Genomic DNA, 19,116 nt, shown 5'->3' on the forward strand with positions numbered 1-19,116 from the left:
TCTCACGAGATTTCGTTTTGATATGACCACCACCAAGTATTTGTTAAGATTAAATTCATTTCTACTTTTAATTTGCTCAAAGATATAAAATAATTATAGTGAGATGCAAAAAAATTACATTTTTAATGTCACATCTAATGTGAAGTCATCAGAAATTGCTTTGTCTCCTAAGTTATCAAAGAAACTACCTGATCCGTATTTAATATCATATTTAGTACGATCTACATCCAGAGTAGTAGTAGCAATATCTTCATCTACATACATATCAAAGGTGATAGGTCGTGTTTTTCCTTTAATTGTTAAGTCTCCTACAACCTCGTATGTATCATCATCAGACATAGTTGCTGACTTAATTGTAAGCATTGCTGTATTATGATTTTTGATTCCGAAGAAATCATCAGAAGATAAATGTCCTTCTAACTTTTCCTTTCCTTCACCTGCCTCAAGGTCTGTTACTACAAGAGACGTCATATCTACTGTGAACTCTCCACCTACCAGCGCATCACCTTTAAATTCTAAGAATCCATTAGAAAAATTTAATGTCCCGTTGTGAGATCCTGTGATTTTTTTACCGGTCCATTCGATAGTGCTCTCTGAAGTGTCGATGTCCTTACGTTGTGCGTCTGCAGTTGTTGTAAATAATGTTGCAGTTACAAGAATTATTGAAGTTACTATTGTTTTCATAAGTATTAAATTAAATTAGTGATTGTTTATGATCTAAGTTTGTCTAAAAGTGTATTGAATTGTTCCAACTCACTTTTTGTGAAGGGAGCTGTTAGTTTTTTTTCGAGATGTTCTATTACCGGATCCACTTCGCTTAAAAAGTTGAGACCTCCCTTAGTAATTGTGATTTCAATCTTTCTGCGATTGGAAGGGCATACACGACGCTCTACCAAACCCTTGTTAATAAGCTTATCTACCAATCGTGTTGTATTACTCATCTTGCTTACCATTCTTGTCTGAATAGTTGATAGATTGGCAGGTGTTCCTTTTTGACCTTTTAAAATTCTAAGTACATTAAATTGTTGCACTGAGATATCAAATGATTTTAACTCGGCATTAATCTGCTCTTTCAAGATACGCTCCGTATAAATCAAATTGATCAACACCTTTTTGTGCAAGGGGAGTTTCGCTTTGGTTTTAATGAGGGTTTCTATATTCATTTGTATACACAACAATTGTTTGTACAAATATAAGGTAACGTTACAGAATGTAGGAGTGGTTCATACATTAAACTTATGTTAATTTTTTCGATATCACAGGAAGGTATGGTGTTACTAAAATAATCTTAAACTCTGCTAACATGCGTATTAATTGCTGTTAATTAACTTTTTGTTGCAATTAGGAGATGCTAATTTGCACTGCTATGAAAAAAATATCTTTTGCTTTGAGTTATCTGGTTTTGATCGGTTTTTTGCTTTCTTGTAAACAGAAGCCGGCCATAATTATGGATCCCATTGCGATCGTTGAGGCAAAGGGCTATGCTATTCCGGTATATGATTTTGAAAACTTCAAAGTGCTTTTGGGTAAAAAGGATGACAAAATACGGGTGGTGAATTTTTGGGCAACCTGGTGTAAGCCTTGTATTGAAGAGATGCCTTATTTTGAATTGGTAAATAGCGCCTATGCAGATAAGAACGTTGAAGTAATTTTGGTAAGTTTAGACGTGCCTTCACAAATAGAATCTAAACTAATTCCGTATCTGGAGCGTCAAAATATACAGAGTCAAGTAGTTGTTTTGGATGACCCGGATGCCAATTCATGGATACCAAAAGTAGATGAAGATTGGACAGGGGCAATTCCTGCAACCTACATATATAAAGGAAATGAATGTTATTTTTACGAACAATCATTCTCCTATAATGAATTGGAAAAAGAACTAAAAAAGTTTATTCCTTAAAAAGTAATAAATAACCTTAAGAATTTCTCACTATGAAAAGTATAAGAATTATAGTAGCTGTTGCCTTTATGGTGCTGATAAGCTCTTTTGCGATCAATCAAGTGGGGAACTCAAATTCTGATAGCGGCTATGCGATAGGAGATGCTGCCACTGACTTTAAATTGAGAAATATAGATGACTCTTTTGTCTCTTTATCCGATTATCCCGAGGCAAAAGGCTTTATTATTATTTTTACCTGTAATCACTGCCCTTATTCGGTAGCTTACGAGGATCGGATTATTGCCTTGGATCAAAAATACAAATCACAAGGGTATCCCGTAGTTGCTATTAATCCAAATAATCCAAAGGCGTATCCCGAAGATAGTTTTGAAAAAATGAAGGAACGTGCAGCTTCCAAGCAATTTACTTTTCCGTATCTTTTTGATGAGGATCAAACTATTTACCCTCAATACGGAGCTACTAAAACTCCCCATGTGTATGTACTTAAAAAAGAGAATAAAGCGTTAAGAGTTAAGTATATCGGGGCAATTGATAATAACTATAAGGACGCTGATAAAGCGGATCAAAAATACGTTGGCAATGCTGTAGATGCACTCTTATCCGGTAAGGCAGTTCCAGTAGAGACTACACGTGCCATAGGATGTAGTATCAAATCTTAAAGTCAGTTTCAAAAACTAAAAAAAGTAGAAAGCAGAAGATATTGTCAAGACTTCTTATCTTTGTATGAAATTTTAAAAAAGATAAACCAATGGCAGTAGATTTAAGTCAAAATGAGTGGGATGAGCAGTTAGCTAAGGATGATAATGCAATTGTTTTGGACGTTCGTACCGAAGAGGAAGTAGAAGAAGGGCACTTGCCTAACATGCAGCATATTGATATAAGACAGGGACAAGGGTTTCTGGATGCAGTGGGAGCGCTTGATAAATCAAAAAATTATTATGTGTATTGCCGCTCGGGAGCACGCAGTGCGCAAGCTTGTACACTTATGAATCAAATGGGTTTTGAGACCACTTATAATTTGGAAGGTGGCATTATGAATTATGAGGGTCCAATTGAACAATCATAATCATATGTACTACCTACCCAGAATTGTAGTGCTGTTAATGCTTTTAGTATTTTCTAATTGTACTACTACGACTAAGAAACCGGTAACGACCGAGGCGGTTATCGAACGAATTACATCAGAAGAGATGGTGAAATTGATGGAAGATCAAAAGATTCAAGTAATCGATGTTCGTACACCAGAAGAGTTTGAAACCGGCTATATCGGTGCGGCAGAAAATATAGATTTTAGGAATAAAAACTTTATGGATTCTATAGCAACATTAGATAAGTCTAAACCGGTTATCGTTTATTGCGAACGTGGAGGACGAAGTTCAAAATGTTCTCAAATCATGAAAGAGGCTGGATTTACCAAGATTTATGATTTAAATGGCGGAATTTCACAATGGAAGTTTGATGGTCGTGAAGTAGCGGTTGACTAAATAATGCATAGACCCAATCTTATACATCCTATTGGCATAGCTGATAGGATTTTTTTCTTTCTATTTTCTTCCATGAAGTCAGAAGGATCTTTACTAAATAAAAGTTAAACTTTTATTATTCAATAGTAATACTATTACCTTTGTAAGATAAACAAATGGAAAGATTATCACTTCATATTACTATTAGCCCTGAACTCTATACCAAAGATCCTGATTCTTCGGTACTGGGGCGAAAGATTATTTCAAAAGGTATCGAAATGATCAATGAGTTAGGCTTCGAGAGTTTTACTTTTAAAAAACTCGGGGTAGCCATAGGTTCAAATGAAAGTTCTGTCTATCGCTATTTTAGTAGTAAACATGCTTTGTTAGTTTACCTTATTAGTTGGTATTGGAGTTGGATCGAATACAAATTGGTATTTGCCACAACTAATGTTACCGATCCCAAAGTCCGTTTACACGAAGCTATCATTCTATTAACTCAAGATGTTACCGAGGATCATTCGTTCTCCTATATTAATGAGATTTTATTATATCAGATTATTATTTCAGAGTCTACCAAAGCCTATTATACCAAAGATATTGATGCGGAAAATGAAAAAGGATATTACAAAACCTATAAGCGCGTTGTACAACGTGTTAGTGAATTGGTGCTGAATGTGAATCCTGCATTTGAATTTCCGCATATGTTGGTTTCTACTGTGATCGAAGGAGCCCATCATCAGCGATATTTCTCTAAGCATTTGCCAACACTTACCGATATAAAGGAAGGTGAAAACTACATTGTTCGTTTTTATACAGAACTTGTTCAAAAAACTATTCAATGAAAAAGGGGTTAAGAGAAACACAAGCATCACTTAGGTTAATGGCAGTCATCATGACACTGTCGTTAGTTTTTATACAGCCGGTTTTGCAAATTATGTTTTTTCTGGAAGACACTTCTCCTACTGTTTTAATCTTAGGAAGTGAAGAAAATAATGAGGAAGATCATAACTTGCAAACCACGGTAGATCATTATAAGTTAGATCAACCTTTGTTAGTTTCTTTCTTATGGGGCGAGATCATGTCCTCAACTAATTTTGGGAACTATACGACCTTTGGTTTTTCAGAAATTATTCTGGATATTCCTATTCCGCCTCCCGATATAGTCTTATCTTAATACTTCTCAGTGTTGTGCTTAACAACAACTTTTTCCTGCTTTTTAGTAAACCCTTTTATTATACCGATACATTATAATCATATCTAATGTGTCGCTACAAATCCAAAATAAATGAAAAAAACTATGTCGCCTTGGCAACGATTTGTTGGCTTGTTGCAATTAGACAGACGCGATATCCGACAAATATTGTATTATGCCGTATTCGCCGGATTGGTGTCCTTATCCTTGCCCTTAGGTATTCAGGCAATAATCAATCTGATTCAAGGGGCACAGGTATCTTCCTCTTGGATCGTTTTGGTAGTATTGGTAACGCTGGGAGTAGCGTTTCAGGGAGGCTTGCAAATTATGCAGATTCGGATTTTAGAGAATATTCAGCAGAAAATTTTTACACGTTCTTCCTTTGAATTTATCTATCGTTTCCCTAAAATTAAAACCAGTGAACTCCGCAACTATTATCCTCCGGAGTTGGCCAATCGTTTTTTTGATACATTAACTGTGCAAAAAGGATTATCTAAACTCCTGATCGATTTTCCGGCTGCGGTGCTTCAGATTATTTTTGGAATCTTACTGCTTTCTTTTTACCATCCATTTTTTATTATCTACGGCTTATTATTAATCGTACTAATTTATATCGTTTTCAAATTTACAGCACACAAGGGATTAGAAACCAGTCTTAAAGAATCCAAAAACAAATATAAAGTTGCGCACTGGATACAGGAGACGACGCGTTCTCTGATAAGTTTCAAACTATCAGGTAATACTTCGCTTGCCATGAATCGCAATGATAAACTCACTACCGAATATCTGGAAGCAAGAGAAAGTCACTTCAGGATATTACTGATTCAGTTTATACAAATGGTGGGTTTCAAGATTTTGGTTACTGCCGGTCTATTAATTGTAGGTGGGCTATTGGTACTTAATCAGCAAATGAATATCGGACAATTTGTAGCTGCAGAGATTATAATACTGTTGGTAATTACTTCGGTAGAAAAACTGATCAAAGGGCTAGAGACCTTTTATGATGTCCTGACTTCTTTAGAAAAAATCGGACAAGTAGTAGATAAAGAGCTCGAACCTCAAGAGGGTGTGGATCCTTTCGAAAATCAGCAAGATCTTAAAATTGAATTAGAAAATGTAGCCTATACTACGACCGATGACTTTTCAATTCTAAAAAATATAAATCTAACAATTTCTCAATCAGATAGAATTGTGCTGGGGGGTCCCTCCGGTTCAGGAAAAACTACGTTGCTTAAATTGCTTTCAGGTATTATCTACCCAACTTCCGGTACTTTGTATGTTAACGATGCTTCCATCAAAGGAATTTGGCCTAATCGTTATCGCAGTCATATTGGGCAGGTGTTACCCGAGCAACAACCCTTTGAAGGAACAATCTTGGAAAACATCACTTTTGGAGACACCACTATTACCAGAGAACGCGTACATGAAGTGCTTAAAAGTCTGGGCTTATTATCGTTTGTAAAGCAACAAGCTAATGGATTGCAGACCATGTTATATCCTCAAGGACAGCAAATGCCTTACACCATCTCAAAGCGAATTATTTTGGCCAGAGCCATCATTCACGAACCGAAGCTTTTATTGTTAAAAGATCCGCTGGAACACTTTGAACCCAATGAAGCTGCTGCGATTATCGAATATCTAACGAGACCGGAACAATCCTGGGCAATTGTTGTGGCTTCTCGTAACCCACTTTGGCTTCGCAAGGCCTCGTCAACCTTAGAACTTAATGAAGGAACCTTAAATCATACGCGCAATGCTTAATATATCAAATAACCAACTTAATAAAACGGTAACGTTAGAAGGGTATACCGCTTTCGCGAAAGCGTTCAAAACGGCGCACTTTAAACTTTTTAATCGCTTCCTTTTAGGTTTTGCGATCTTAGGAGTCATTATATTGTTTTTGCCATGGACTCAAAATGTAACCGGTAATGGCTATGTGACTACCTTAACACCCGATCAACGTCCACAGACGATACAGTCCCCAATCCCCGGCCGCATAGAAGCATGGTATATCAAAGAAGGGGATTATGTGAAGAAGGGAGATACAATTTTACATATTTCAGAAATTAAAAATGAGTACCAGGATCCTCGATTAGTGGAGCGTACCAATCAGCAAAAAGATGCCAAGAGTCGATCAGTACAGTCCTATCAGGAAAAAATAAAAGCACTGGGTAACCAGATTGAAGCATTACAAGCTGAACAGGCACTCAAATTAAAACAGGCCAAAAATAAGCTGGTACAAGCTCGGCTTAAGGTGAAAAGTGATAGTATCGACTTTCAGGCAGCAAAAACAAATCTGGATATTGCCGAACGTCAATACAACAGAACTGTGACACTGCAAAACGAAGGATTAAAGGCAGTAACCGATGTAGAGGAAAAACGACTAAAATTGCAAGAGACGCAGGCAAAATTAATTTCGCAAGAAAATAAACTATTGTCAAGCCAAAACGAAATTATCAATGCACAATTAGAAATTAGCAGAACGTTGGCAGAATACACTGATAAGATTTCAAAAGCACGTAGTGATCGCTTTACCGCAGAGTCCAACCAGTTTGAAGCTGAAGGAGAAGTGACCAAGCTGGAAAGTCAGTCCACTAACTACCAGATGCGTAATGATCTCTATTATATCACTGCGCCACAAAATGGATATATAACCAAAGCAATATTCGGCGGAATCGGAGAAACGTTCAAAGAAGGTGAAAAATTGGTGGGTATTATGCCGGCTAACTATGATTTGGCAGTTGAAACCTATGTCGAACCTTTAGATTTGCCGTTAATTCATTTGGGAGAAGATGTACGTATTCAATTTGACGGCTGGCCCGCAATCTTTTTTAATGGCTGGCCCAATGCCTCTTTTGGAACCTTTGGCGGTAAGGTAGTTGCTATAGAAAATTTTATTAGTAAAAATGGTAAATTCAGAATCCTAATTGCGCCTGATAAAGAAGATACGAGCTGGCCAAAAAATATTCGTGTAGGCTCCGGAGCCTATACCATTGCACTATTGGAAGATGTTCCTATTTGGTATGAAATCTGGCGTCAGCTTAACGGTTTTCCTCCTAATTATTATGAATCGGAAGCTAAAACTCAAGAAGAAACCAAATCCGATACATCAGATAAAACTGAAAAATAGATGAACACACCTATTCTATACATACTGGCACTATGCAGTCTTGTGGTTGGTCATGCAGCCTATAGTCAGCAATCAGAAACGCGGGTTCAGCAAAGCTCGACAGATTCACTACAACAAATCTTGACATTTGAGGAGTATTTGGGTTATGTAAAACAGTATCATCCGTTGATCAAGCAAGCAAATTTACAGCTCAGCGTGGGTGAAGCTACCTTGCTACGGGCTCGTGGAGGTTTTGATCCGAAGATTGAGGTAGATTATGATCGTAAAAAATTTAAAGGAACCGAATACTATGATCAGTTAAACGGAGCGTTTAAGATACCGACCTGGTATGGAATCGAGCTAAACGCTAAGTACGAAGAAAACAGCGGACAGTTTTTGGATCCCAGTCTCACCGTACCCGAAGATGGTTTGTATAGTGCAGGAGTCTCATTTTCGCTGGCGCAGGGATTTTTGATGAACGAACGGATGGCCATGCTTAAAAAAGCACGCGTGTTTATGGATCAAACGGAAGCTGACAGAACCTTATTAGTCAACACCTTGATATTTGAAGCTAGTAAAGCATATTTTGAATGGGCTGAAGCAGCAAACGAACAAGATATTTACGAGAATTTTTTACAGAATGCCCTAATACGGTATGAGGGTGTACAACGTAATGTTGAGGTAGGTGAAAAAGCAGCCATCGATGCTACCGAAGCACGTATTATTTATCAAACACGACAACTTGATCTGGAAGCTGCGCAACTCAAAAAAAGAAAAGCAGCACTTAAGACCAGCAACTTTTTATGGCTGAATGAAGTACCACTGGAAATACAGGACGATGTACAGCCGGAATTACCTACTATGCAAATGCTGGACGCTTCATTGCGCCTACAAACCAATCAAATGCAAAACGATCTGGAAACCAATCATCCTAAATTGCGAAGCCTAACTGCCAAAATAGAAGGCTTGGCGATCGATCGCAGATTGAAACGAAATAAATTATTACCGAAACTTGATTTGCAATATAACTTTTTGACGCAGGAAGCCGAGCAGGTGAATACGCTGAACACTGCGAACTATAAAGTCGGTGTTAATTTTAGTTTTCCATTATTTCTACGAAAGGAGCGAGGCGAGGTACAATTAGCGAAGTATAAGCTGCAAGATGCTACGTTTGAACGTATGTCCGTAACGGTTGAATTACAAAATAAGATTGAAGCTACGCGTGTGGAGATAGCCTCATTGACAGAGCAGAATGCGCTTATTTTGGATATGGCGGGTAATTATCGAAAGCTTTTAATAGCCGAAGAACGTAAATTTGAGTTGGGAGAGAGTTCGTTGTTTTTGATTAACTCTCGCGAACAAAAATTGATAGAGATCTTATTGAAGGCAAATGCCTTGCAGGTAAAATTGCTACATGCCAATGCAAGCTTGTTTAATGTGTTGGGGGTGTCGATAGAGTAGGAGATTGGTTTTGTAAGAAACAAGAAGTATAGAACAAAGAACAGAGAAAAAAGAACAGAGAGAAAAGAACAGAGAGAAAAGAACACGGAATAGAGAATTATGGTTCCTGACTCCTGATTCCTAAGGTCCTGTTTCATCTACACAGACTTTCACCTTGTATTTTAGCAAAAATTGCCTTAAAAACACATGATTCATTAAAAAGTCATTTTTTGTAAACCCTTGCTACCACTGCTTGGAAAGTTGCCGCCCGTGTCCTGAGCGTTTCCCGGTGGTGGGAAAACGTCCCACCCGAGTCCTGAAGGTTTCCCGATGGTGGGAAAGTTGCCGCCCGTGTCCTGAAGCTTTTCCGGTGGTGTGAAAGTGTGCCGCCCGAGTCCTGAAACTTTCCCAATGGTGGGAAAGGATTTATTTGAAATACTGAATATCGAAAATAAAATATCGAATATCGAAGTTTGGCCATTGCATTTTAAATGCTAAAGGTAAAAGTGATGAATAGTTAATCAGTTGTCAATCGAAAATCAAGAATTGAAGGTTATCATCATGTATCCTGCCTTCCCGTTTCTTGTCTCCCTTCTATAATCTTTTGTCTTCTGCCTCGTGCCTTTTACCTGACATTAGCTTATTCAAAATAAAATTATTAGTTTAGTCATCAGTAAAACCAAATCCTCACCCCACTTGGTAGCTTTGTGTTACTTTTATAAGATAAATATAGTTACGAAGGATGATTGTATAATAGTTTTGTATTTAATTGAATAAAAGGTGAGACTAATCTTAATCTTCCTAATTGGGATAATAATTCTAGGTTGTGTAGATCAATCGAAAAGTAAGACGGTAAATCAAACTAAGGTTGCTAATGATTCAGATGATCCTCGAAAAAATCCTTGTCCCGAAGAGTGGAATTTAAATGGACCTACTGACGAACCAAGAAATGTAGTTCCAAAACAATTAAATGACTCAACAACCCAACAATTATTATTTGGAAAGGTTTGGTTTGAAATAATTAACCCAACTGAACTTGAAAATGGGGTAACAAAATGTTATTTGAAAAATTATAGAACGGATGGTTCATTAGAATCAGAAGGATTTGGAATTTATGATGAACATCCTGTTGCAGATTATTCAATGGAAGGAAAATGGAGATTTTATAGCTGTGATGGAAAGCTTAAAGAAGAAGTAAAGTTCGTGAAAGGGAAAAGAATAAAAAAATAAATACAAGAGACGTTAGCAGCAACCTAAAATGAAGACATTCACCAAGAAAATATTACCTTATTTGATTACCAGTTTGTTGGTAATTGGATTTTGGAAAATGTGGGCTTGGACGGACAATTACGCTTGGAACCCGGAAGGAAAAGAATTGCTAATGCTTGACATTGCCCTGACTTCGATATTCTTCTACAAGACAATATTTTGGGTGGTAACAGCAAACTTAGTTATATTCGGACTTCTCCAACTGAGAAAAAAGAATTTCAAAACAGCGGGAATCGTAATAGTATTGACTTTAACTTATCACTTCACAGTTAGACAAGTAATCGACAAAAAATGTGCTTTCCATTACTACTCTGTTTTTCATAACCAATCAGTTGCCGAAGGATTCATTGTCAGACCGATTGAAGAAGCAGGTTATGAAATTGGTCCAATACTGACTGATAAAATCAAAGATAAGGAAATGAAGTCAAGACGCTATGCCATTCTTGGACTTCAGAAAATTGAATATCAACCTGCGACTGAACAAATGGGACAAATTCTTTTTGACAACTCCGAACTCGAAGTTTATCGGGCTGATGCATATGAGACACTAAAGACGTTCGATAATGAAAAAGCCAACAAACTATTAAACCAATTCAGAAATCAAGCGAAAGACTCGATAGAGGATAAGGTTGTCAAACTTGGTGAATATTTCTATGAAAACAGAGAAAAATAAAAAGGTATACTGCTAACACCGGTAACCGTTGCAAAAGCCCTCAAAAAAGATAAAATTGGTATAAAATCTTGGGTCTAAGCGCTGGTTTTCTGAAACGATATACTAGTAATTATTGCAATACTAAATAGCTCGAAACGCTTTATTTCAGGTCTTAAAAGGCATTCAAATCGAAAAATAAGGGGCTAAATACACTCCCGCTTTACGTATCGGGTTTTTCTTGATGATTTTTAAGTACTTCTTCAAATTATATGCGATAGCGGATAGATGCATTACTTCATTGGCCTTTTTAGATCTAAAACATTGATTTTGCGTGCCGAATACGGGTTCTACCGTACTTTATCGTTTGCCTCTATATTTAGTGAGACATGTAGAAGATGCTCCTTTCCCTAGACAGGGAAAGGTGGCCAAGCAACGCGCGGTCGGAAAGGGTGGCGTCTAAATATTAAATGTAAAATGAAAAGTTTTGGATGCAAAAGTGATGAGTAGTTGATCAGTTGTCAATGGAAAATTAAGATTTAAAGGTCATGATCCTGTTTCCTGTCATCATGGTTCCTAGTTCTTTTCGATAAACTTTTGCCTTCTGCCTAGTAAATAGCGACAACTAGCGCCTTAAAAGAAATCGTCTATCTCAAATAAAATCTGTAGTTTAGTCATCATTAAAACCAAAATCCCCACCCCGCTTGGTAACGTTGAGTTACTTTTATAAGAGAAATATAGCTACCATAGGTGATTGTATAATGGTTTTGTATTGCATTTGATGAGACCCTGCAAAATGAGAAAGATTAGAGGATATAAAAGATATTTTGACAGTATTAAGGATTCGATAATGAAAGATAGTCAACTTGACCTAAACTTTCTGAATGAAGAAAAATACTTCAACTTTCAATTCGAGGATTGGTATGGAGCGAATATAGGCTTGAAAGGAAAGGGAAGAAAATTTGTGCTTGAAAATCTTCTTAGAATTCATAATGAATGGGATGTACAGTTGCAAAAACTTAATTACGAATATTATTTAGCAGTCTGGCTTTATGATCCAAGATTAGAATTATCCGAAATTGTTTGTTGCATAGATTCTAAAATCGACTATTATGAAAATGAGGTATTTCTAGAATCTAAGAAAACTAAAAATTTTGTACCTGACAATTTCAGACCCTTTGAGCATCAACTAGCAGACTTAAGTTGGACTAGAAAAGTTGACTTAGAAGCGACATTTGAATGGGAAATCGAATGGCCTAAAGAACAATATGGTAGTAACAAAGACTATTTTACTCACCAAAGATTTTATAAGAAACTGAAGGAAAACTCTTATAGAGTCATTGAAAATGAAGATGGTAAAGTGTATTTTAGACTAATGGGTGATGTTTGGATAGGAAAGAAATAAAAAACAATCAACAAGGTTAGAAACTAATTTAGTGTAAAGTCTAATCTTTAACTTGTGTAAAGGATGTCCCTTAACGAAAATTTAAAAAACGAAAATGGAACTAGAAAACGAATACCTTAATGAAAAAGAAGCCAGAATTTTTCTAAAACAATTTACTGGACATAATTATGTTTTTGCTCAAGGAGCACATAGAAAATGGGGCAAATCTGAACACACTCCATTAGAAGAAAAAACTCCATATTTTCAAATTATGCCTGATACTGTAGATGACGGTTTCTTTAACTGGTATGTTATTGAAAGATCTGGAAAACAATTTTTCGAGTTACGTGAAACTTGTATTATACACTTTCTAAATTATAGAATCATCTGGTTAAATTCTAAAAAAGAGTTGAAATGACTAGACAACAGGCCGATTTGAATGAAAATGAACTAATTGAATTAGTTTCAAAAAAATATTTAGATTTAATATCTCATATAGATTTAATTAAAGGAATAGATGAAATTAGTATATCATTTTTCTGGTATAGAATAAGTAAAGATAAATGGAATAATGCAAAATCATTTAGAATGAGAGATCTAATGAGTTTCAAAATAAACTAGAGACACAAATCTTACCATTTTTTAAATAAAACAAAAACGTCGTATAATAACAGAGTACTGTTCCAAAAAACAAGCAATACTGTGTTTATTTCTCACAAAAGCACTTCTATAAGAATCATTGTATAGTAATCCTGATTCTGCAATGGCAAAGGCTTGCAGAAAGTAAAGGTTGGCAACCAATGCGCAGAAAATTCGTAGAGCAGAGCAGCAATTCGCCTTGCTGCTTTTTATAAACAGAACGTTATGCGTAACTTGAAGAACCTATTAAACTAATAAATCAATCAAAGTCAAAGTGAGTATATTCTCTTATCATTTAGTCGAATTACCTTTTTTTGTTGCGGCAAAAAGAATCTTCTCGAATCCAATTTCCAAGAATACAAAGGGACTGATTCACTCCGAATACATGACAGCAATGACTCTAGGTTCTCCAATTTTTTCTCCTTCTAGAGTCTTAATAGGACAGGTAGCAATTTTTATACAATGGGAAAATGAAACTGCACTTAACAGCTATTTGGAACAAGATAATTTTGGAAAAGTTCTGTCAAAAGGATGGTATGTTCGTTTGTCTTTTATTCGAGAATGGGGAAGTTTTAGTGGATTTAAAATACCGGTCGATAAGGACAAATTAGAAAATCCAAATTCTCCAGTAGTTGCTGTAACAATAGCACGAATGAAACCTTTTGCAGTGCCCAGATTTATCCGTTGGGGGAGGCCTGTAGAAAAACTAGTAAGAGATCATTCCGGTACTACCCTTTCATTGGCATCAGTAAAGTTTCCAAACACAGTATCAACTTTTTCAATTTGGAAAACTGAAAAAGAAATGACCGATATGGTTCATGGTCATAGTGCGGTTAAAAAACCTAAGAGACATGCCTCAGCAATGAGAGAAAGAGAAAGAAAAGACTTTCATTTTGAATTCACCACATTGAGATTTAAACCTTTGGCCGAGTTTGGTAGATGGAAAGGACAATCAAACTTTATTCCCAACACTTCAGCACTCTAGTAAAAATGGCGATAGCACACGGAAAACAAAATCTACAAGATTGGATTACTCAGCAATGGGTCATTGTTTTTGGGAGAAAAATTGACAAAACAAATCATGAATGGCTTTTGGGTCCTTTTGGTGGTACAAGTGGTATTGGTCAAAAATTTATTAAGCAATTAGCGGTAAAAGAACAGTTAGTTATTGGTAACCAAAAAACAGGCAAAGGACTAATAGAATCAATTGACCAGTTAAATCTGTCTGTAAATGAAATAAATGCTTTATCTAAAGATGTGATTGACTTTTATGAAAACACATCTGATTATGAACTTCGATTAAAAGCAAAATGGAATCCACTATTTAAAGGATTTGGCATTTTGGTAAGACTAATTTTCAGCAAGAGAATAGAACAATTGAATGTTCCAATTCAAGATCTAGAGGATTCATCAGAATTGACGAGTGATATAATTCAACTACTCAATTCTAAAACCAATAGAGTTGAAAGAACAATTTGGCTTCGAGAATTTAAATCGACAGGTCAAGTAGTCTATTCTGGTGTTTATGAAACTTGTACTATTCCATCAGGTAAGACGTGCATCAAAGCAATTTTTCCTTTACCAAATGGGAACGCAACAGTCATTTTAACTCCTAAGATTAGTAAAAACGGGGAACTGATATTGGATTCCTCAGGTCAAAAAATTGGTGATAGCGGATTTTACTTTTTGCTAAAAGACTCAAAAGGACAGCTATGGACTAAGTTTATTAAGTCATTTAAGGATAGGCTAGTAGTGAAAAGTGTGAATGATAGAATTACGGCCATACAAACTCTAACTTTATGGAATTTTAGAGTTCTGCAATTTGAATATGAAATAAAAAAACTATAAACAATAAGGAACTGAATTGAGAATCAAGTTTTTTATGTTAACCTTGTTACAACATTTTTCATCATGGGACCACCTAGATTTAGCAATAGCAAATGCTTATTTTATCACCTAATTTACTAAATTAGGAGCATAAAACACGCAACTAATCATATCAGAACACTTTGTGTGGCACTAAACGAACAATGAAAATTCTATACTTAATACAGATCATAATTGTTCTGCTACTGGCAAGTTGTGGTGGAAGGAGCGACTTAGCTATAGGCGACTATGTGGACCATTGGGAAATAACTCGAACGTTTGAGACATACAACAATTCTGAGTTGATTATTGATACTCTCGAAAACGCGTATAAAATTGAAGGTGGCATAAATCAAGTCTTGATTATATCGGTTGAGAGAAATCCAATTTTCAAGGAAGGAAAAGAACTTAGCGACTTGTATAGCACAAAATCATTATTAATAGAATTAGACATTTCAGATAGTTTAGTTTCCACTTCAAAGCCTACAAATTCAAAATTGTTTAGAAAGTTGATTGCTTTTTCACCTGATTACGGAATTAATCCATTGGACTCAAATGAAAAGATGGAATTAACTCGAAAAGATTCAACAGTTTGGGAAATAGAATCAGAAATTTACGACTTCGTATTTAGTGCAGAACTTGACTTTGGCAATAGACAATCTCTAACAACAAGAATTAAAGACTACTAAAATGCACCCAAGAATTATTGTACAAACAGCATATTTATTTTTAGACATTGGAAGAGGATATGATCAAGAAAGCAGTATCTATCAGTTGAGAAATAGCGGCAGCTAAAATCATTTACAAATGAAAAAATGTATGCTACTTCTAATGGTCCTTGCTTGTCATGGTCTAATAACTGCACAGGATACAGATGCAACAATACCTTTTTTAAATATAGCAGATCACCAAAAACTATCTATGAAGATTACCAGAGGGCTTGCACCTAACATTGCTAATTTTACAGATTTAGAACAAAAACTCATCGTAGACATTGCCAAAAAATTAAGAAATAATGGATATCCTTTGAATCAATTGACAAGAGTTCATCTTAAAAACAAGATTCGCAATGTTAAAGATTACTATGCTTATAATGAAATAACATTTCTTATTAACCCTAAAATTTACAAAAAGGGAGATGTTAATCTAGGGATTCAAAATATTGGTGTGGATTGGGAGGATCCCGCTGTAATAAGAACGGCCGATGGAGGCATTGAATTTCAATTGGGTAGTGCAGTACAACCTGAAGACCTAATGATGAACTTATATCGTTTAGAAGACTCTTATGCTAGCAATACACTTAGTAAAGAATATTATCTAATTCTTCAAAACATACATGACGTGTTGATAACAGCAGGATTAAAAGAAATTGAACCCTTTGCTTCTAAGGGAATACCAGCGTTAATCAAAAATTATCATATCGCCTTAACTGCGGATACTAAAAACAATAGGGTATATGAAATGTCAATAAGAAGATTAGAAGAGGATCTTATAGATGTCGAATACTTTCATAAATTGTATAAACAATATCAGCTGAAAATTAATTTGGAAACCTCAAGTGTTGAAATAGAAAGCAGCTTTGATCCAACATTTTTTCCAACTCCGGTGTCAGCTTCCCCAAATTAGAACTGCTTATTTTTCCATTGGCTACATCATTATATATTTAATTGCTTAGATTTGTACAACATGAGCTACACGATGTGAGACTATCACATTAAGTTGTTAGTGATACGTAGGGTGAAGTTTCCTTTTCTTACTCAACAACGCTACATAATAACTATTAAATAAGATGAAATGAAAAATTATCCTTTTTTTAAATTACTTTTACTAATACTTATAGTATCATGTGGTGAAGATGATGTGATTTCTGAACCTGTTTTAGAATCTTCCAATATTGTTTTAAATTTTGATACTCTTGAGATTTTGAATCAAAAAACTATCTCAATTACAATTGAGAATGACATTGTAATAGATTCAATTATTATTTCAGTAGATAGTGATATAAAGAAAACCCTATCGATACCTCCATATGAATTCAATCTTATTGGATCAGAATATTCTGACGGAGAGCATTTATTTGAAGTAGAAGCTTTTCAAAAAAATCAAAATTCAGTAAAGAAATCACTGAAATTTAGAACTGACAATAACGGTCCTGTCATTTCCAATCTAGAGCTTATTCCTGGTCAAGTTATTTGCAATAAAATAATACTGAATTCTACTATCGAAGATGCTGTCACAAATGTTAGAAACGTACAATTTTTAGTCAATGATGTATTCGTTTCTGAAATCCAAGGAAATTCTAATTACACATTTGAAATAGATCCAAATTTATATTCAGAAGGTCAAACTAAACTAAAATTTTTAATGGAAGACGAGGTTGGCAACAAGTCATCTGATTCAATTAATGTATTGATAGGGAAGCCTTTTGTTAACATTAATTTACCAAACGATTTCACTAGAGCTTCCATAGAAAAACTGATAATTGTACTTTCAGATGCTGAAGGAAACTATATTGATAGCAAGACCTATAATAATCAGCCAGAAACCTTAGAATTTTGTAATATTACTATTAGCCCTGATGCTGAATACATGCTAACATTTTTTGAAGTATTTGACAATAGTATTTATAATGTATTTTGTTACAGTAATTTATCGAAAAAAAGAATTGGAAACGAAATCACTTTAAAACCAAGACCTCTAACAAATTCGCATGCAGTCATAGATTTAAGCACTAGCAATCTTAATTTATCAGGAAATATAAAAGCTTCAGGACAAGGGTATTCGATGGTCAATATCAGTAACACTTTGAGCGGTACTCTAACAACCTCTTATGCAAATAATTTGGGATCTTCAAAGACATTGATTAAAGCATATGATAGCCAATCGACAACAGATGATTATAAATGGGCTTTTATCGATCATCTTGAAAATGTTTCTGCATTACAATCTTCTGATTTTAGTAGCAACAATGTAATTACTAGTTCTATAGATCTTAATTCAACAGTTAATAACCAATTTTTAAGAATTTATGGTTTTGAAAACACCGAATTAATGAATGTTTTTAGTGGTCACGACCTCTATGATTCAAGAATGCCTTCGGTAGCCTTTCAATTATATAAATATCATTTTCCAGATATTTTTAGCAATTATTTTTATTCAGTACGTGCTAACAATTATTATAAAGAAGGACTAGGCTTGCCTCCTCAGTCAATAGATATTCCGAATTTATCTATGGATTTTTCATTAATTGGAAACCAACTTAATTTTCAAGGAATATCTAATTATGAAGTTGGTAAAATTCGGATAGAAAATGAAACTCAAGCTGGCGTTCCTATCTCTATTGACAACCCAAGCGTTGTTTTAGAATTTATTTTTGATGGCACAGTTGATAAGATTATAATACCTAAAATACCACAGGGGCTGTTTGAAGGAAATATTCATGAAGTTTTTAATAACGCTGATTTTGAACCAATTCAGGCAATCGCCGAAAACTATTCTTCTTTCAATTCATATGAAGATTATCTTCGAAATGTATTGGTAACCTCTAATCCGTTTTATTTAAGTTCAAATTCAAGAGAAAGAGTTTTTAAATCATTCGTTAGCCCCCATATTTTGCCAATTTTCGAATATCCTTATTTTACAAGGTTTTGATTGATCTCCTCTGATATACAGCACAGTTAAAATTTGGAGAATTCTGAGTTAATAATGATTAATTTTAAAACAGTTTATTTAATACGAGACGATCAAAATATCCCGAATCCCAAATTGTATTTGTGACTAAACAAGTTGAAACAGGAACCGCTTTCACGGGGTGGGATTTGTAGAAAAATGGGTATAAGCTAAGCACCTTTTATTACTGGAAGAAGAAGTATGGCGGACTTGGAGTGTCTGAGCTTATAATTAAAAATTTGAAGATTATTGGCACTAATAATTCACTTGCCACTCAAAAACAAAATCTTGAAGAAGGAAATTATTTTTCAATTCCAACAAAGAATGACTTTAAATAAATTAAACGTTTGCGAAAGGATATAATAATACGAATAAATCAAGAAGATAAATTAAAGTAAAAAATTCCCTCGCTACCACGGACTTTGTGCTCGTACCATTGCAATAAAAAAATGTACAAATGCTATAATACAAACAGAATAGTTTTTTAATAATTTTATAAAATTAAGAGAAATAGTACTAAGAAAGCTTTAATC

At 35.0% G+C, this 19,116-nt stretch carries 21 protein-coding genes and 1 pseudogene; 20 read left to right on the top strand and 2 right to left on the bottom strand.

Annotated elements, in window-relative coordinates; genetic code table 11:
- Window positions 1–114 precede the first annotated feature (114 nt).
- Together BD809_RS09575 and BD809_RS09580 are read right to left on the bottom strand one after the other, a co-directional pair.
- Window positions 115–684, bottom strand: coding sequence for a YceI family protein (locus BD809_RS09575; protein WP_148782741.1), 570 nt, complete (start codon window positions 682–684; stop codon window positions 115–117).
- Between the two features lie 26 nt (window positions 685–710).
- Window positions 711–1,163 carry a MarR family winged helix-turn-helix transcriptional regulator gene (locus BD809_RS09580; protein WP_148782742.1) on the bottom strand — a complete coding sequence of 151 codons (453 nt, stop codon included), beginning with the start codon at window positions 1,161–1,163 and terminating at the stop codon, window positions 711–713.
- A 203-nt stretch (window positions 1,164–1,366) separates the two neighbouring features.
- Here BD809_RS09580 and BD809_RS09585 point away from each other — a divergent pair, with 203 nt between their 5' ends.
- The 20 genes and pseudogenes from BD809_RS09585 to BD809_RS16035 form a co-directional block, all read left to right on the top strand.
- Window positions 1,367–1,900: a TlpA disulfide reductase family protein gene (locus tag BD809_RS09585; RefSeq protein ID WP_148782743.1), complete on the top strand. Its 534-nt coding sequence runs from the start codon at window positions 1,367–1,369 to the stop codon at window positions 1,898–1,900.
- 32 nt (window positions 1,901–1,932) lie between these two features.
- Window positions 1,933–2,559, top strand: a complete 627-nt coding sequence (locus tag BD809_RS09590; RefSeq protein WP_148782744.1) for a thioredoxin family protein — start codon at window positions 1,933–1,935, stop codon at window positions 2,557–2,559.
- Window positions 2,560–2,648: 89 nt separating this feature from the next.
- Window positions 2,649–2,966: a rhodanese-like domain-containing protein gene (locus BD809_RS09595; RefSeq protein ID WP_148782745.1), complete on the top strand. Its 318-nt coding sequence runs from the start codon at window positions 2,649–2,651 to the stop codon at window positions 2,964–2,966.
- 4 nt (window positions 2,967–2,970) lie between these two features.
- The gene (locus BD809_RS09600) at window positions 2,971–3,384 is read left to right on the top strand and encodes a rhodanese-like domain-containing protein (protein ID WP_148782746.1); all 414 of its coding nucleotides are present in this window, start codon (window positions 2,971–2,973) and stop codon (window positions 3,382–3,384) included.
- 155 nt (window positions 3,385–3,539) lie between these two features.
- Window positions 3,540–4,208, top strand: a complete 669-nt coding sequence (locus tag BD809_RS09605) for a TetR/AcrR family transcriptional regulator (protein ID WP_148782747.1) — start codon at window positions 3,540–3,542, stop codon at window positions 4,206–4,208.
- A complete protein-coding gene (locus tag BD809_RS09610) occupies window positions 4,205–4,540 on the top strand; it encodes a hypothetical protein (protein WP_148782748.1) in 336 nt (111 codons plus the stop codon). Before BD809_RS09605 ends, BD809_RS09610 begins: the two co-directional genes overlap by 4 nt.
- A 111-nt stretch (window positions 4,541–4,651) precedes the next feature.
- The gene (locus BD809_RS09615; RefSeq protein ID WP_148782749.1) at window positions 4,652–6,319 is read left to right on the top strand and encodes a peptidase domain-containing ABC transporter; all 1,668 of its coding nucleotides are present in this window, start codon (window positions 4,652–4,654) and stop codon (window positions 6,317–6,319) included.
- Window positions 6,312–7,688: an HlyD family secretion protein gene (locus BD809_RS09620; RefSeq protein ID WP_148782750.1), complete on the top strand. Its 1,377-nt coding sequence runs from the start codon at window positions 6,312–6,314 to the stop codon at window positions 7,686–7,688. The genes BD809_RS09615 and BD809_RS09620 overlap by 8 nt, the downstream gene beginning before the upstream one ends.
- Window positions 7,689–9,128, top strand: coding sequence for a TolC family protein (locus BD809_RS09625; RefSeq protein ID WP_148782751.1), 1,440 nt, complete (start codon window positions 7,689–7,691; stop codon window positions 9,126–9,128).
- A 759-nt stretch (window positions 9,129–9,887) separates the two neighbouring features.
- Window positions 9,888–10,337, top strand: coding sequence for a hypothetical protein (locus tag BD809_RS09630; RefSeq protein ID WP_148782752.1), 450 nt, complete (start codon window positions 9,888–9,890; stop codon window positions 10,335–10,337).
- 28 nt (window positions 10,338–10,365) lie between these two features.
- Window positions 10,366–11,049 (top strand): hypothetical protein, encoded by a 684-nt coding sequence (locus BD809_RS09635; RefSeq protein WP_148782753.1) that lies wholly within the window; start codon window positions 10,366–10,368, stop codon window positions 11,047–11,049.
- 772 nt (window positions 11,050–11,821) lie between these two features.
- Window positions 11,822–12,430, top strand: a complete 609-nt coding sequence (locus BD809_RS09645) for a hypothetical protein (protein WP_148782754.1) — start codon at window positions 11,822–11,824, stop codon at window positions 12,428–12,430.
- A gap of 94 nt (window positions 12,431–12,524) precedes the next feature.
- Complete coding sequence (locus BD809_RS09650) at window positions 12,525–12,827, top strand: hypothetical protein (protein ID WP_148782755.1); 303 nt, start codon at window positions 12,525–12,527, stop codon at window positions 12,825–12,827.
- On the top strand, window positions 12,824–13,030 hold the full coding sequence (locus BD809_RS09655; RefSeq protein ID WP_148782756.1) for a hypothetical protein: 207 nt from the start codon (window positions 12,824–12,826) through the stop codon (window positions 13,028–13,030). Before BD809_RS09650 ends, BD809_RS09655 begins: the two co-directional genes overlap by 4 nt.
- A gap of 292 nt (window positions 13,031–13,322) precedes the next feature.
- Window positions 13,323–14,033 (top strand): hypothetical protein, encoded by a 711-nt coding sequence (locus BD809_RS09660; RefSeq protein ID WP_148782757.1) that lies wholly within the window; start codon window positions 13,323–13,325, stop codon window positions 14,031–14,033.
- Window positions 14,034–14,038: 5 nt separating this feature from the next.
- Window positions 14,039–14,896 (top strand): hypothetical protein, encoded by an 858-nt coding sequence (locus BD809_RS09665; RefSeq protein WP_148782758.1) that lies wholly within the window; start codon window positions 14,039–14,041, stop codon window positions 14,894–14,896.
- A 182-nt stretch (window positions 14,897–15,078) separates the two neighbouring features.
- Window positions 15,079–15,603: a hypothetical protein gene (locus BD809_RS09670; protein ID WP_148782759.1), complete on the top strand. Its 525-nt coding sequence runs from the start codon at window positions 15,079–15,081 to the stop codon at window positions 15,601–15,603.
- A 118-nt stretch (window positions 15,604–15,721) separates the two neighbouring features.
- Window positions 15,722–16,540 carry a hypothetical protein gene (locus BD809_RS09675; RefSeq protein ID WP_148782760.1) on the top strand — a complete coding sequence of 273 codons (819 nt, stop codon included), beginning with the start codon at window positions 15,722–15,724 and terminating at the stop codon, window positions 16,538–16,540.
- Window positions 16,541–16,708: 168 nt separating this feature from the next.
- The gene (locus BD809_RS09680; RefSeq protein WP_148782761.1) at window positions 16,709–18,565 is read left to right on the top strand and encodes a hypothetical protein; all 1,857 of its coding nucleotides are present in this window, start codon (window positions 16,709–16,711) and stop codon (window positions 18,563–18,565) included.
- Between the two features lie 113 nt (window positions 18,566–18,678).
- Window positions 18,679–18,810 (top strand): annotated as a pseudogene (locus BD809_RS16035) (transposase); the annotation flags it as partial.
- Window positions 18,811–19,116: the final 306 nt, after the last annotated feature.

Source organism: Aquimarina intermedia, assembly GCF_008124785.1.
GTDB classification, from domain to species: Bacteria; Bacteroidota; Bacteroidia; order Flavobacteriales; family Flavobacteriaceae; genus Aquimarina; species Aquimarina intermedia.

Coding starts and splice junctions, on each gene's coding strand:
- BD809_RS09575 (WP_148782741.1), bottom strand. CDS start 684: ATGAAAACAATAGTAACTTCAATAATTCTTGTAACTGCAACATTATTT.
- BD809_RS09580 (WP_148782742.1), bottom strand. CDS start 1,163: ATGAATATAGAAACCCTCATTAAAACCAAAGCGAAACTCCCCTTGCAC.
- BD809_RS09585 (WP_148782743.1), top strand. CDS start 1,367: ATGAAAAAAATATCTTTTGCTTTGAGTTATCTGGTTTTGATCGGTTTT.
- BD809_RS09590 (WP_148782744.1), top strand. CDS start 1,933: ATGAAAAGTATAAGAATTATAGTAGCTGTTGCCTTTATGGTGCTGATA.
- BD809_RS09595 (WP_148782745.1), top strand. CDS start 2,649: ATGGCAGTAGATTTAAGTCAAAATGAGTGGGATGAGCAGTTAGCTAAG.
- BD809_RS09600 (WP_148782746.1), top strand. CDS start 2,971: ATGTACTACCTACCCAGAATTGTAGTGCTGTTAATGCTTTTAGTATTT.
- BD809_RS09605 (WP_148782747.1), top strand. CDS start 3,540: ATGGAAAGATTATCACTTCATATTACTATTAGCCCTGAACTCTATACC.
- BD809_RS09610 (WP_148782748.1), top strand. CDS start 4,205: ATGAAAAAGGGGTTAAGAGAAACACAAGCATCACTTAGGTTAATGGCA.
- BD809_RS09615 (WP_148782749.1), top strand. CDS start 4,652: ATGAAAAAAACTATGTCGCCTTGGCAACGATTTGTTGGCTTGTTGCAA.
- BD809_RS09620 (WP_148782750.1), top strand. CDS start 6,312: ATGCTTAATATATCAAATAACCAACTTAATAAAACGGTAACGTTAGAA.
- BD809_RS09625 (WP_148782751.1), top strand. CDS start 7,689: ATGAACACACCTATTCTATACATACTGGCACTATGCAGTCTTGTGGTT.
- BD809_RS09635 (WP_148782753.1), top strand. CDS start 10,366: ATGAAGACATTCACCAAGAAAATATTACCTTATTTGATTACCAGTTTG.
- BD809_RS09645 (WP_148782754.1), top strand. CDS start 11,822: ATGAGAAAGATTAGAGGATATAAAAGATATTTTGACAGTATTAAGGAT.
- BD809_RS09650 (WP_148782755.1), top strand. CDS start 12,525: ATGGAACTAGAAAACGAATACCTTAATGAAAAAGAAGCCAGAATTTTT.
- BD809_RS09655 (WP_148782756.1), top strand. CDS start 12,824: ATGACTAGACAACAGGCCGATTTGAATGAAAATGAACTAATTGAATTA.
- BD809_RS09665 (WP_148782758.1), top strand. CDS start 14,039: ATGGCGATAGCACACGGAAAACAAAATCTACAAGATTGGATTACTCAG.
- BD809_RS09670 (WP_148782759.1), top strand. CDS start 15,079: ATGAAAATTCTATACTTAATACAGATCATAATTGTTCTGCTACTGGCA.
- BD809_RS09675 (WP_148782760.1), top strand. CDS start 15,722: ATGAAAAAATGTATGCTACTTCTAATGGTCCTTGCTTGTCATGGTCTA.
- BD809_RS09680 (WP_148782761.1), top strand. CDS start 16,709: ATGAAAAATTATCCTTTTTTTAAATTACTTTTACTAATACTTATAGTA.